Here is a 13,719-nt window from a genome sequence, read left to right as displayed (position 1 = left end):
GGCCGTGACTGCCCGGCATCGGGGAACACCCTGAGATGCACCCCGGGAATCCGCGGCGCCCCTGGGGCCTTTCGCCCCCCCTGGATCGGACCGGACGCGCGCCTCCGGTTCGCCGTCTGCGCAGCCGGGCAAACCGCCCTGACGTGAGCTGAATAGGGCGTTATACACTGCCCGGCGCGCCGCGGTCTCACTGTCCTTTATGGACTTGGCGGGTCCCTCACCCGGGTGGATGTCAGGTCCGGCGGGCGGGGCAGGGAGCCGCCGCCCTCGCCCTGCTGACGGCGCGAAACCGCGTGGTGGCTCGGCGCGTTCACCGGGTGCGCCCCGGTTGCCGCCGCCTTGGCCCCGTGTTCAGATCCCGGCGAACCCAGCCGAAGGAGCGCAATTCTCATGCAGAGGGCACTCGTCAAGGCGGTCGTCGGGGCCGCAGCCGTCGTCGCGCTGGTCAGCGCGTGCGGGTCGGGCGGATCGAACGACTCGTCCGGATCCGGAGCGTCCGGGCAGAACCCCGCCCAGTCCAGCGGAGCCGCCCAGCCCAGCGGGGCCGGCCAGTCCGGCGACGCCGGGCAGAACGGCGCGTCCGGCCAGAACGGAGCCCCCGGGCAGAACGGCGGCCCGGCCGCGCAGGCGGTCACCGCCGCGATCCAGCAGGCCTCGCAGGCCTCGCCGATCAAGTTCGAGCCGGAGAAGGCGGAATTGGCCGGCCAGGCCAAGGAAGGCCTCACCGCGATCGCGAAAGCCATGCAGGGCAACGACGTCAAGCTGAAGGTCGAAACCCACGCCGGCTATCCGGACGCGGACAAGGCCAAGAAGCTGTCCGAGGAGCGCGCACAGGCGATCTCGACCGCGCTCGAAGGCGACGGCGTGGCCAAGGACCGCATCCAGGCCGAGCCGAGCGGAAGCGAGAAGGCTCAGGGCGACCAGGCGTTGGACACGCAGCTCAGCGTCGCTTCGTGACTCGTTCCCGGTAACCCGCCGGCATTGCCTGATCGGGCCGAGCGGCTGTCCGGACTTCGGCGGCGAACTGATCGCCGCCGCCTGGATCCGCCGCTCGGCTCGTACCTAACCGGACGCCGAAGTCCGGGTCCGGCACAGCATTTGTTCGGCGACCCGCACCCGCGGGAAGTCGCGTCCTGGCGCGGGGATCGAACTGCCCGGCACGCTCGACGTCGTGCATCTGATCGGCGGCTACGTCAACGCGCGGTGGCCCTGGCACCTGGGACTGGTCGCCGGGCGCGGCCGGACTGGTGAGCGCACTCGCTGAGCGATTCGACGTCCCCGGCGATTCGTCCGCCGAACTTCTGCACGGTGTCGCGGGTGTCGAACGGTCCTGCGACGACGCCCACGACACCCGAGTTCAACCTGTGCGTGCAGTCGGACATCGGAGCCGAGCGACCGTCCGCGCAGGTGCTCGACCTGGTGCGCGCGTGGCGGCTGCCACCGGGCGAACCCGCTGTGACGGAAGGGATTCCTCGCGTCGACCGCGAGGTTTTCACGTTGCTGGAACACGGACTTCCCGGCGCGGAGTTCCACCCGTTCCGCGACGTGTGGCACCGCGGTCACCAGCCGCTTCCATCTGACGTTTCACCGGAGCACTACACCACGAAGCACCAGAGCCTGATCGAACTCGGTTCCGGGTGGACGCTCGTGGCCGCCGGTGCCGAGAAGCCGCCGGAACGCCCTTCCGGCAACGGTTTTCCGGCGCACGTCCTGCCTCACCGCGCGAGCCTGAAACGCTCGGTCGCCGAAGCCGGGTCCGGCCCCGAACTGCCCAAGACCCGCACCAGGTGGCCGCGGCTCAGTTGAGTGCGTTGCGGCTCTGATCGGCGAGCGCGCCGAGCCCGATGCACAACGCACCCGCGAGGAACAGCAGCGAAACACCCCAGGTCGCGTGCGTCGCGGAGGATTCCACGATCGCCAGCGCGGCCAGCGGCGCGAGCCCGCCGGACACCGCTCCCCCGACCTCGCGGCCGGTGCCGAGCCCGGTCGAGCGGACTTCGGCCGGGAACTGCTTGGCCAGGAACGCTCCTTGCGCCGAGAGCATCGCCGGAACCACGATGCCGGTCGCCATCACCAGGCCCAGCCAGACGAACCAGCTGGTGCCGGTGTCGAGCAGCCAGAAGAACGGGAACGCCAGCAATCCCGTCGCGACCGCACCGGCGACCACGACCTTCTTCGCGCCGATCCGGTCGCTGATCCACCCGGCGATCGGCACCGTCGCGATCGCCGTCCCGCTCGCGATGCTGATCCCCAGCGCGCCGACATTCGCCGGCACTCCGCGGAAATTCGTCAGGTAGGCGAGCGAGAACGTCTTGAACACATAGCTGACGCCGTTGTAGCCGATGGTGATCACCATGACCACCGCGAGCGCCCGCCAGTCGCTGCGGAACAGCTTCACCAGCGGCCGGTTCGCCCAGCCGCGCGGCCGGTTTTTCTCGCTGCGCACCAGGTTCTCGAACTCCGGGGTTTCCGGCACCCGGCGGCGCACCCACAGTCCGACGCCGACGAGCAGGAAGCTGGCCAGGAACGGGATCCGCCAGCCGAACCCGTGCAGGAATTCCTTGTCCAAAGTGGTCAGTCCGGCGACGGCGAGCGAGGAGACGAGCAACCCGACGTTCACGCCCAGCGCGGGCCACGAGCCTTGCCGCCCGCGCTTGCCCGGATCAGCGTGTTCGTACGCGACCGCGATCGCGCCGCCGAATTCCGCGCCGGCGCCGAGTCCTTGCGCCAGCCGCAGCACCACGAGCAGCACCGGCGCGAGAAGCCCGGCGCTCGCGTAACTCGGCAGCAATCCAATGCCTGCCGAGGAAACCCCCATCAGCACGAATGTCCACGACAGCACCTTCTTGCGGCCGATCCGGTCGCCGAGCGCGCCGAAGACGATGCCGCCGACCGGGCGGGCCAGGAAGCCGACCGCGAACGTCGCGACCGAGGCCATCGTCGCGGCCGCGTCGTTGCCGGGCGGGAAGAAGACCTGGCCGAACACCAGCGCGGCCATCGACGCGTAGAGGTAGAAATCGAACCACTCAAGCGCGGAGCCGACGACCACCGCCACGCCGACTCCGCGCGGGGCTTTCCGGGTCGTTCCGACGCTGTCGTCCACAACACTGGGCATGGTCCTGCTCTCCGGAACTGGGGCACAGGCGAGCGGAAGCCAGCCGGCGCGCGCCCTTGCGTGCGTATTTGGGAACGCTTGATGCGTATATCCGGATGCTAAGAGGCGTGCGGGCGCAGGGTCAAGGGGCGGGGGCGGGTCTCGTGAGTGTTGATCACGGTTCTCACCGCGGTCAACACTCGCGAGCAGTCAGCCCTGGCGCGCGGCTTCCCAGCGCTTCACGACCGCCGCGGTGATGCCGGCCAGCGCGTCGCCGATCTCCGGCAGACGGCCGGAAATCCGCGGGGTCGGGCCCGCGACCGCGATCGCCGCGACGACCTCTCCGTCGACCAGGATCGGCCGCGCCGCCGCGCTCACGTCGGGCAGAGTTTCGCCGCGATTGAGCGCGACCCCCTCGGCGCGGACAGTGTCGAGTTCGTCCATCGCGGCCCGCACGCGCTCGGCGTCCGGGAGCACTGACCTCAGGTACGCCTCGCGTCGGCGCGCCGGCCAGTACGCGAGGAAGATCTTGCCCGCGCTCGGCGGATACAGCGGCCGCCGGGTGCGCAGCGGCGCCGAATAGCGGATCGGCTGCTCGGACTCGACCGCGTCGACGTAGATCAGCGAATCCCCGACCGCGGCGCCGAGCATCACCGTCTCGCCGAACCGGCGGCGGAGTTCTTCCAAGGCGGGCCGGGCCGCGGTCGCGATGCCGGGCAGGCCGCCGGTGAGCAGGTTCCCCAGCGCCGGGCCGAGCCGGTAGGCACCGTCGGCCTCGACCAGGTAGCCGGTCGACACCAAGCCTTTGACCAGGCCGAACACCGAGGATTTCGGCGCGTCGAGAGATACCGACAGCTCGTGCAGCCGCATCCCGGGCTGCCGCGCGACGCATTCGAGGATGCTGGTGACGCGGCCGACCGTCCGGTGGGCCTTGGCCGTCGACTCGGTCATGGCAGCCTCCCCTGCGTTCGTACATGCGAACCCTATCGCGGCGACCACCCCGCACGGCGCTTGACCCGAGCCGCGCGCCGTCTTACGTTGGACGTATATCCGAACTTCGCGTTCTCATATACGCACAATGGAGAGCAGCACTGTGGACTTCCAGCTGAGCCAAGACCAGGAGGACATCCGGCGCGCCGTGCGCGAGCTGGCCGCCCGGTTCCCCGACGAGTACTGGGCCGAACGCGACGAACGAGCCGAGTTCCCGCGCGAGTTCTACGACGCGTTCGCCTCCGCGGGCTGGCTCGGCATGGCGATCCCGGAGCAGTACGGCGGCGGCGGGCTCGGCATCCTCGAAGCCGCGCTGCTGCTCGAAGAAGTGGCCGCGTCCGGGGCCGGGATGAACGGGTGCAGCACGATGCACCTGACGATCTTCGGGCTGAACACGATCGTCAAGCACGGCAGCGAGGAAATGCGCCGGGAGATCCTGCCGGGCGCGGTCGACGGTTCGCTGCACGTCTGCTTCGGCGTGACCGAACCCGATGCGGGCACCGACACCACGCGCATCTCCACCTTCGCCCGCCGCGAGGGCGATTCCTACGTCGTGCACGGCCGGAAAGTCTGGATCACCAAGGCCGGCCAGTCGCAGAAGATGGTGCTGATCGCCCGCACCACGCCGCGCGAAGAGGCGGAGAAGCCGACCGACGGCATGTCCCTGTTCGTCGTGGACATCGAGTCCGACGCGGTGCAGTTGCGCGCGATCCCCAAGCTCGGCCGCAACGCGGTGTCCTCCTACGAGGTGCTGATCGACGGGCTGCGGGTGCCGGAATCGGCGCGCGTGGGCGAGGAGGGCAAGGGCTTCCGGTACCTGCTCGACGGGCTCAACCCGGAACGCATCCTGCTCGCGCACGAGGCGCTCGGCCTCGGCCGGGCCGCCCTGCGCCGGGCGGTCCGCTACGCCGGGGAACGGCAGGTGTTCGGCCGTCCGATCGGGCAGAACCAGGGGCTGGCGTTCCCGCTGGCCGAGGCCGCGACCCGGCTCGACGCCGCGGAGCTGATGGCGCGCAACGCCGCCTGGCGCTACGACAACGGCCGGCCGGCCGGCAAGGAGGCGAACATGGCGAAATGGCTGTGCGCGGACGCCGGGTTCCAGGCCGCCGACCAGGCGGTGCAGACCCACGGCGGGATGGGCTACGCGCGGGAGTACCACGTCGAGCGCTACTTCCGGGAGGCGCGGCTGCTGCGGCTCGCGCCGATCAGCCAGGAAATGGTGCTGAACTACGTGTCCCAGCACGTGCTCGGGCTGCCGAGGTCGTACTGATGGGCGCGCTCGACGGGCTGCGGGTGCTGGACCTGTCGCGGGTGCTGGCCGGGCCGTACTGCACGCAGATGCTGGCCGACCACGGGGCCGAGGTGGTCAAGGTCGAATCGCCCGCGGGCGACGAGACGCGCGGCTGGGGGCCGCCGTTCCTGCCCGGCGGGACCAGCGCGTATTACGCGAATCTCAACCGGGGCAAGAAGAACATCGTGCTCGATCTGTCCGGTCCGGACGGCCGCGAGCTGCTCGGCACCCTGCTCGCCGGCGCGGACGTGGTGGTGGAGAACTTCAAGGCGGGCACGCTCGCGCGCTGGGGCTGGCCGGACGAGACGATCCGGGCGGAGCATCCGGCGCTGATTCATTGCCGGATCACCGGGTTCGGCACCGACGGGCCGCTCGGCGGGCTGCCGGGATACGACGCGGTGCTGCAGGCCTATGGCGGGCTGATGAGCGTGAACGGCGAAGCTGAGGGCCCGCCGTTGCGGATCGGGGTGCCGGTGGTCGATGTGGTGACCGGGGTGCTCGGGTTTTCCGGGATCCTGCTGGCGCTGCACGAGCGGGCGCGGTCCGGGCTCGGGCAGCTGGTGGATTGTTCGTTGCTGGACACGGTGATCAGCTTGCTGCACCCGCATTCCGCGGCCTGGCTCGCGGACGGCGCGGTGCCGCGGCGGACTGGTTCGGCGCATCCGTCGATCGCGCCTTACGAGACCTTTTCGACGGCGGACGGGCCCTTCTTCGTCGGCGCGGGAAACAACCGGCAGTTCGCGGCGCTGGCCGACGTGCTCGGCGCGCCTGGGCTGGCTTCTGATCCGCGGTTCGCGTCCAATGCCGATCGGGTCGGCAATGCCGGCGAGTTGCGGGCTGAGCTGAGTGTCTTGATCGGACAGTACAAACGGGACGACTTGGCCGAGTTGTTGCTGGCGAAGGGAGTCCCGGCGGCTCCGGTGCACGACATCGCCGAGGCGATGAACGCGCCGCAGGTGCGGCACCGGGAGATGGTCGTGGAGCGGGACGGGTATCGCGGGGTCGGGGTGCCGGTGAAGCTCGGCCGTACCCCGGGGTGTGCTGCGGAGTCGCCGCGGCGGCCGGGGGCGGATACGCGGGAGGTGCTGGCGGCGGCGGGGTTGTCGCGCGAGGAGGTGGAGGGGGCATTGGCGAAGGGGGTGGTGCGTGAGGGGCGTTCGTAGGGGGTCGTGAGTGGTTATGCCGGTTAGAACCGGCATAACCACTCACGACCCCCTCACTTCCAAGGCCGAACCGGCGTCCCCCGCCACCGGGTCCGCGGCGGAACCGTCTCCCCCGCCATCACCAGCGACCCCGATCCCACCGTCGCCCCCTCGGAAATCGCGCTGCCCGGCAGCTGGAACGCCCGTGGCCCCAGCGTCGCGCCGGAGCCGAGGCGGACCGGATCCAGCCGCATGACGCGGTCGTGGAACAGGTGCGTCTGCAGCACGCAGCCACGATTCACCACGGCGCCGTCGCCGAGGTGGACGAGGTCCGTTTCCGGCAGCCAGTAGCTCTCGCACCAGACGCCGCGGCCGATGCGGGCGCCGAGGGTTCGCAGCCACCAGTTCAGCACCGGCGTGCCGAGGAAGGAACCGGCGAACCACGGGACCGCGAGCGTCTCGACGAACGTGTCGTACAGCTCGTTCCGCCACACGAACGCGCTCCACAGTGGATGCCGTCCCGGCCGGAATCGGCCGACCAGCGTCCATTTCATCAGCGTCGTCAGCAGCGCGGCGAAGAGACCGGCCGAGACGAACACCGCGGGCGCGAGGGCGGCGGCGGTCCAGAAGCCGTCCGCGATGTCCGCTCCGGTCAGTACCGCGCTCACGGCGAGTGCGAGCAGGCCCGCGATCAGCAGCGGCGCGATCCGGCAGGACTCGACCAGCGCGCGGGCCAGCTTCACCCGGCGCGGCGGCGCGAAAGTGCGGGCGGGATCGACGGTGTCGGCGCTCCGGCGAAGCTCCAAAGCGGGGCGGCCGAGCCAGGACGTGCCGTCGGGGACGTCTGCCGGGGTGTCGGACAGGACGCCGACGAGCGAGGCCGAGCCGAGCGTCCGGCCGGGGCCCACGACTGCGGAGTTGCCCACGAACGCGCGTTCCCCGACCTCGGAGACGCCCAGCCGGACCCAGCCCCGGTCGAGTTCGTACGGCGCGGCGAGGACGTCGTCGGCGAGGAACGCGCCGTCCCGCACTCGCAGCAGCGACGGCAGACTGAGCACAGTGGACAGTTCGACGCCACGGCCGATTCGGGCGCCAAGCAGTCGCATCCAGACCGGAGTCGCCAGTGCGGCGTAGAGCGGGAACAGCTGCCGCCGGGCGATTTCCAGCAGTTCGTGCACGAACCAGGCCGCCCAGCCCGCGCGGCTCAGCACCGGATAGACCCCCGGTCGCACGGCCAGGCCGGCCAGCCGCACGAGCAGCACGATCGTCAAGGCGTGCACCACGATTCCGGCGAGGACGAGCAGCGGCGTCCACGGCAGGATCGCCAGTGCGGCGCCGCGCGGGTCGTCCGCCGCCGGGATCAGCAGCAGCGCGACCGCGCCCAGCGGAATCGCGGACACGAACAGGACCATCGACCGCAGCGTCCCGCCCAGCGCGAAAGCCAGCAAGTACCGCTTCGCTCGCGGTGCCGCCGCGGTCGGCCGCGACGGGCGTTCGCCCGCGGGCCCGGCCGGGGAGCCGCCCCAGACCGCGCCGTCCGGTACGCGGGTGTCGAGCGTCGAGCCGGGCAGGAGCACCGATCCGGCACCGAGGTCGGTGCCCGGAAGCAGCGTGCTGCGGCCGCCGGCCCGGGCACCGGCTCCCACGCGGACGCGGCCGATCCGCAGCACCGCGCCGTCCAGCCACCATCCGGCCAGGTCCGCTTCGGGTTCGATCGCGCAGCCGTCGCCGAAGTCGGCGAGCCCGCTCACCGGCGGCGGAGCATGCAGGTCCACGCCTCGGCCGACCCGATTGCCGAGCAACCGGGCATACGGCGCGGCGAGCGGGGTTCCGGCGACTCCGGGCGGACCGGCCACGGCAGCGAACCGTTCCGCCGTCCACAGTCGCATGTGGACAATGCCGCCGCGGCGGTACTCCCCCGGCGCGGGCTTTCCGCGCAGCATCCGCACGCCGCCCGCGGCCAGCAGCATCCGGCCGGGCGGGCTCAGCAGCACCAGCCACGCGGGCACGAGGATCCACCACGACATCCGCGGCAGCCACTGCAACGGCAGCACCAGCGAAACCAGCGAGCCGAGCAGCGAGACCGAGAGCAACCACCGCATTCCGGACAGAGCCAGCAAAACCAGCTGCACCCCGGCCTGCCACCAGCCGCTGCCGCGCACCGGAGCGACCTGCGGCTGTTCCACCTCGACGGTTTCGGCCGGTGCTCCGGCGAGACGTTCGTACAGTTCCCGCGGCGTCGGGCAGGAGTACACATCGGACACTGCCGCGCTCGGATACCGTTCGCGCAGCGCGGAAACCAGCCGCGCGGCGGTCACGCTCGAACCGCCGAGGTCGAAGAAGTCGTCGTCCGGCCCGGCCGCGGCCGCGAGGTGTTCGCTCCACACCCGCAACAGCCATGCCAGCTTCGGATCGGACGGCGCCACCGGCGCGGCGGCCGGTTCCTCCAGCGGCCACGGCAACGCGTCGCGGTCGAGCTTGCCCGACGCGCGCACCGGCAGCTCCGGCACCAACGCGAGCCGGGGCACCAGAGCCGCGGGCAACCGGTCCCGCAGAAGACCGCGCGCGGCGGTGCGATCAAGGCTCTCGCCTTCCGGCACCACGTATCCGACCAGCACCTGCGCGCCGCTGTCCGTGCGCCGCACGACCGTCGCGGCCGCGGCGACTCCGGGCAACGCACGCAGCGCGGCGTCGATCTCGCCCAGCTCGACGCGTCGTCCGCCGATCTTGACCTGACCGTCCGCGCGGCCGACGAACTCCAGGCCCTCCGGCACCGCCCGCACCAAGTCTCCGCTGCGGTACGCCCGGCTCCAGCCGAGGCCCGGCAGCGGCACGAACTTCTGCGCGTCCTTCGCCGCGTCGAGGTACCGGGCGAGGCCGACGCCGCCGATCACCAGTTCTCCGCTGCGGCCCCACGGCACCGGAATGCCCGCCGGGTCTTCCGGGTCGACGACCGCGAGGTCCCAGCCCGCTAGCGGCAGCCCGATCCGCACCGGTTCGCCCGCGTGCAGCCGTTGCGCACACGCGACGACGGTGGTTTCCGTTGGGCCGTAAGTGTTCCAGATTTCCCTTTTGCCGTCGTCGAAGCGCGTCACGACCTCCGGCGGGCACGCTTCGCCGCCGAGGATGAGCAGCCGGACGCCGGCCAGAGTGTCCACTGGCCACAGTGCGGCGAGCGTCGGCACCGTGGACACGACAGTGACGCCGCGCTCGACGAGCCACGGCCCGAGGTCGGCGCCCGCGCGGACGAGCGAGCGCGGTGCCGGGACCAGGCACGCGCCATGTCGCCACGCCAGCCACATTTCCTCGCACGAGGCGTCAAACGCGACACTCAGCCCGGCCAGCACGCGATCGCCCGGGCCGAGCGGCCGCGCGGTGCAGAACAGCCGCGCTTCAGCGTCGGCGAAGGCCGCGGCCGCGCGATGCGTGACCGCGACGCCCTTGGGCTTGCCGGTGGAACCGGAGGTGAAAATGATCCACGCGTCGTCCTGCGGCTGCGGACGGACTCGCGGCCACTGCGGTCCGCGCGCGGGCGGCAACCCCGCATCGCTCAGGACCAGGCTTACCCGAGCTTCCGTCCACACCGTCCCGGCGCGGTCGGCCGGATCGTCGGCGTCGACCGGAACATAAGCCGCACCAGCGGAAAGAACGGCGAGAATGCCGCGGTACAGCGCCGCGGTGCCGGAGGTCATCCGGATGCCGACGCGGTCGCCCGGCCGGACCCCGGCGGCGCGGAGGCGTCCGGCGAGTTCTTCGACCTGCGCGGCGAAATCGCGGTACGTCGCGCGCTCGATTCCGTCGTCCAGCGCGAGCGCGTCGGGGTGTTCGCGCACCGTTTCGGCGAAAATGTCGCAAAGCGTGCGCATGACGGGTGCGGGGCCCGCCCGGTAAACCGCCGTCGCCTTTTCGGCGAGCCTCTCGGGCGCGCCTGTGCGCGCCCGATCCGCGTCCAGCGTCACAGGAAAACCTCTTTCCAGGAGAACAGGAGTGACGAAACCGGCCGGACGCCACTCAACAACGGGCGACGTGAGGCCGGGCTGAAGCAGCAGCGCCGTTCCCGGACGCTGAGATCGGAACAAAAACAGATATCGGGCAATCCCCCGGCCGCTGCTGTGCGGCTCGTCACGCGGATCCGGACATGAGCGGACGGAGTGCCGCCGACGTCACTCGGCAGAGTTAATTTCGGAATTCGTTCTCATCGGGTTCACCGGATCTTTGTGCCTCTCCCGTTCACCGCACGCAGGGCACCCCGCCTCCGGACAGTTCGTCGGCGGGCGAAACCGGGGCGACCGGCACCGGGTCCACCTGGCCGTCCTTTTCCCGGAAATCGGTGCCGAGCACCAGTTTCAGCTCCCCCGCGGCCAGCGCGCCGTCGTAGCCCACGCCGTATCCGCCGCCGAGCGCGGCCACGAGTTTCGCCGCCGCCGCGGAATCCCCGCGCCCGTAACGGACGACGGTGCGATGGGTGTGCCGTGCGTTGGACGTGCGCCCGGCGCGGTATCCCCGCGACGGGAGCGTCCTGAGCACCCGGGCAGCCGCGCCCGCACGGCCGCTCGCGTTCACCACGTCCACCGCGGGCCCGGCCGTCGCGGCGGGCGGCGGCGGGACCGTCCGGCCGAGCAGCCGGGCCGCGGCGGCGCGGATCTCCACCGGATCGACGATGTCGACGTCTTCGCCGCGCGCGTCTTTTTCGAACCGTTCGACCGGAAGCGACGCCAACGTCAGATCCCCGCCTGCGAACGATTCCGCCTGCCGCGCCAGCGCGTTGAGGTCGAGTCCGGAATCGGTCGCGACATTCTCCCGCGCGACCGAAACCAGCTGCCCGAGTTTCTCCGGGTCGCCGAACACCCGGCTTTCTTTCAGCTGATGCGCCAGCGAAACGAGAAACGCCTGCTGACGCCGTTCCCGGTCCAGGTCGGTGAACTCGTGCCGGGAATCCCGGCGCTGCCGCACGAACGCGAGCGCCTGTGCCGCGGAAATCCGCTGCTGCCCGCTCGGGAAATCCGCGTCCGAGTAGCTGTCGTGCGCGGCCTCGGTCAAACACACCGTGACCGGCTGCACGACCTGAGCCAGCTGATAGAACGCGACCAGGGTGACTTCGACGAAATGGTCCACCGCGACTCCGCCGAGGAACTGGCGCACCGTCGCGACTTCCGCCGCGCGACCGGCGTCGCGGGACCGCTGTTCTCGATCCGCCTTCTCGGTGACGCCTTGCGCGGCAAGACGTTTGGCCGCCGCGGCGAACGCGTACCCGTAAGCCTCCTTGATCCTGCCCTGGCACACCCCGTCCGGACAGCCGGCGAGATCGGTGTAATCGTCGCGCGGGACGGAGATGACCGTCGGATGTCCGCCGTCGGCCGGAACGTGCAGCAGCATCAGCACATCGGTGTTGTAGCCGCCGACGTGCTGGTCTCCCGCGTGCAGCTGCTCGTACAGCTCGGCGGGCAGCGGTTCGCCCCGCTCGTCGAGCCGCGAATCGAGTCCCATGACGAGGATGTTCGTGTCCCCGCCCGGCCGGGCCTGCCCGTCGAGCGCGGTCGACGCGGTCACCCCGGACAGCAGCGCGCGCAGCTCGGCCCACCCGTAGGCGGCTCCGCCCAGCAGAACCGAGACCAGCGCGACCACGCCGATCCGCTCGGCCCAATGCCCGTTCGCGCGCTCCATCGTGCACCGCTCCTCCCTCCGGCGCACCCGGTCTACTCCGGAGTTGCTGTGAGAGCGATGAGAGGAAAGGCCCGCCGGGCGGCCCGCCAAGGTCAACCGGGCACCCGCCGGCGAAGCTCACACTTTGGCGGGTCGGCACCGCCTGGTTCGGCGGACCCGGCACCGGACGCCGGCAGGGAGGGTCAGCGGCGGCGTTCGCGAAGATCGCCGGGCCGGACGCCGACGAGCAGCACCACGACGGCGAGCAGGATGATGCCCGCGCTGATCTGCAGTCCCAGCGACAGGCTTCCGGTCGAGGACTCGATGAACCCGAGCAGCGACGGCGAAGCGGCGGCCGCGAACGAACCCATCGACGTCACCACCGCGATTCCGGTGGCCGCGGCCCGGTCGGTCAAATAGATCGACGGGATCGAGTAGAACACCGTAAGCCCCGAGTAGTGTGCCGCCGCCATCACCGCGAGCAACAGGATGACCACCACGACGTTGCCGCCGGACACCGAGATCGCGAGCATCGCGAACACCGCCACGATCCAGCTCGTCGCCGCGTGCCAGCGCCGTTCCAGGGTCCGGTCGGAATGCCTGCCGACCAGCAGCATCACCACGATGCCGAGCAGCGGCGGGATCGCCGAGAAGAACCCGAGGTTCAGGACGTTGCCGACGCCGGCGTTGGCGATGATCCGCGGCGTCCAGTACGAGACGGCGTTCGCCAGCGTGTACGCGCCGCACGCGCAGAGCCCGAGGATCCAGACCTTCGGGTCGCGCAGGGCGAGCAGCAAGCCGCTGTGCTTTTGCGTCTCCGCGCCCTTGTCCCGCAGGTCCGCGTCGAGGTCCTCGCGCACGGCCGCCTTCTGCTCCGCGGTGAGCCACTTCGCCTGCTCCGGGCCGTCGGTGACGAAGAGCAGCACGAGCCCGGCCAGCAGGATCGGCGGGATCCCCTCGATCAGGAACAGCCACTGCCAGTCCGCGAGCCCGCCGACGCCGCCGAGCGAGTGCATGATCCAGCCCGACATCACCGAGCCGAGCGCGCCGGACACCGGGATGCCGATGAAGAACACGGCCGTCATCCGGGTCCGCCGCGACGACGGGAACCACAGCGACAGCAGGTACAGCGCGCCGGGGAAGAACCCGGCTTCCGCGACGCCGAGCAGGAAGCGCGCGGCGTAGAACATGATCTCGTTCTGCACGAACAGGGTCACCACGGTCATCACGCCCCAGGTGGCCATGATGCGCGCGAGTGTCTTGCGCGCGCCGATGCGGGCCAGCAGCGCGTTGCTCGGGACCTCGAAGAGGATGAAGCCGACGAAGAACAGCGTGACGCCGAGCCCGTACACGGCGGGACCGAAGCCGAGATCCCGTTTGAGACCCTGCTGCGCGATCCCGATGTTGGTGCGGTCGATGTAGCTGACGACGTAACACAGCACCAGCAGCGGCATGACGCGCCGGGCGATCGTGCGATAGGTCGCTTTGCGGTCACCAGCGGCGGTTGCCGGAGCGCCGGTGACAGCGGATGGTTCGGCCACGGCTGAGACTCCTTCGTC

Annotated in this window: 9 protein-coding genes; 4 read left to right on the top strand and 5 right to left on the bottom strand. The window is 71.0% G+C overall.

The window, feature by feature from the left end; genetic code table 11:
* Positions 1-390 precede the first annotated feature (390 nt).
* Positions 391-957 carry an OmpA family protein gene (locus tag A4R44_RS04400; RefSeq protein ID WP_067576435.1) on the top strand — a complete coding sequence of 189 codons (567 nt, stop codon included), beginning with the start codon at positions 391-393 and terminating at the stop codon, positions 955-957.
* Positions 958-1,317: 360 nt separating this feature from the next.
* Positions 1,318-1,806, top strand: coding sequence for a hypothetical protein (locus A4R44_RS49975; RefSeq protein ID WP_232791492.1), 489 nt, complete (start codon positions 1,318-1,320; stop codon positions 1,804-1,806).
* On the opposite strand, the gene A4R44_RS04390 is transcribed toward A4R44_RS49975, so the two are convergent.
* Both A4R44_RS04390 and A4R44_RS04385 read right to left on the bottom strand, forming a co-directional pair.
* Positions 1,799-3,115, bottom strand: coding sequence for an MFS transporter (locus tag A4R44_RS04390; RefSeq protein ID WP_067576433.1), 1,317 nt, complete (start codon positions 3,113-3,115; stop codon positions 1,799-1,801). The two genes, A4R44_RS49975 and A4R44_RS04390, sit on opposite strands and share 8 nt — an antisense overlap.
* Positions 3,116-3,304: 189 nt before the next feature.
* Entirely contained in the window at positions 3,305-4,045 is a 741-nt protein-coding gene (locus A4R44_RS04385; protein ID WP_067576432.1) for an IclR family transcriptional regulator, read from the bottom strand.
* A 127-nt stretch (positions 4,046-4,172) separates the two neighbouring features.
* Between A4R44_RS04385 and A4R44_RS04380 the strand changes: the two genes are divergently transcribed.
* Together A4R44_RS04380 and A4R44_RS04375 are read left to right on the top strand one after the other, a co-directional pair.
* Positions 4,173-5,354, top strand: coding sequence for an acyl-CoA dehydrogenase family protein (locus A4R44_RS04380; RefSeq protein ID WP_202505974.1), 1,182 nt, complete (start codon positions 4,173-4,175; stop codon positions 5,352-5,354).
* Positions 5,354-6,538 (top strand): CaiB/BaiF CoA-transferase family protein, encoded by a 1,185-nt coding sequence (locus A4R44_RS04375; RefSeq protein ID WP_067576430.1) that lies wholly within the window; start codon positions 5,354-5,356, stop codon positions 6,536-6,538. Before A4R44_RS04380 ends, A4R44_RS04375 begins: the two co-directional genes overlap by 1 nt.
* 53 nt (positions 6,539-6,591) lie before the next feature.
* On the opposite strand, the gene A4R44_RS04370 is transcribed toward A4R44_RS04375, so the two are convergent.
* The 3 genes from A4R44_RS04370 to A4R44_RS04360 form a co-directional block, all read right to left on the bottom strand.
* Positions 6,592-10,476 (bottom strand): Pls/PosA family non-ribosomal peptide synthetase, encoded by a 3,885-nt coding sequence (locus tag A4R44_RS04370; protein WP_067576429.1) that lies wholly within the window; start codon positions 10,474-10,476, stop codon positions 6,592-6,594.
* 271 nt (positions 10,477-10,747) lie between these two features.
* A complete protein-coding gene (locus A4R44_RS04365) occupies positions 10,748-12,181 on the bottom strand; it encodes an LCP family protein (RefSeq protein WP_067576428.1) in 1,434 nt (477 codons plus the stop codon).
* A gap of 182 nt (positions 12,182-12,363) precedes the next feature.
* A complete protein-coding gene (locus A4R44_RS04360; protein WP_067576427.1) occupies positions 12,364-13,701 on the bottom strand; it encodes an MFS transporter in 1,338 nt (445 codons plus the stop codon).
* Between the last annotated feature and the right edge of the window lie 18 nt (positions 13,702-13,719).

The sequence above is a fragment of the Amycolatopsis sp. M39 genome (assembly GCF_001651785.1).
Classification (GTDB): Bacteria; Actinomycetota; Actinomycetes; order Mycobacteriales; family Pseudonocardiaceae; genus Amycolatopsis; species Amycolatopsis rubida.
The sequence above is the reverse complement of the archived record's forward strand: the minus strand, read 5'-3'. Positions and strand labels throughout refer to the sequence as shown.

Coding starts and splice junctions, on each gene's coding strand:
- A4R44_RS04390 (WP_067576433.1), bottom strand. CDS start 3,115: ATGCCCAGTGTTGTGGACGACAGCGTCGGAACGACCCGGAAAGCCCCG.
- A4R44_RS04365 (WP_067576428.1), bottom strand. CDS start 12,181: ATGGAGCGCGCGAACGGGCATTGGGCCGAGCGGATCGGCGTGGTCGCG.
- A4R44_RS04400 (WP_067576435.1), top strand. CDS start 391: ATGCAGAGGGCACTCGTCAAGGCGGTCGTCGGGGCCGCAGCCGTCGTC.
- A4R44_RS04375 (WP_067576430.1), top strand. CDS start 5,354: ATGGGCGCGCTCGACGGGCTGCGGGTGCTGGACCTGTCGCGGGTGCTG.
- A4R44_RS04380 (WP_202505974.1), top strand. CDS start 4,173: ATGGAGAGCAGCACTGTGGACTTCCAGCTGAGCCAAGACCAGGAGGAC.
- A4R44_RS04385 (WP_067576432.1), bottom strand. CDS start 4,045: ATGACCGAGTCGACGGCCAAGGCCCACCGGACGGTCGGCCGCGTCACC.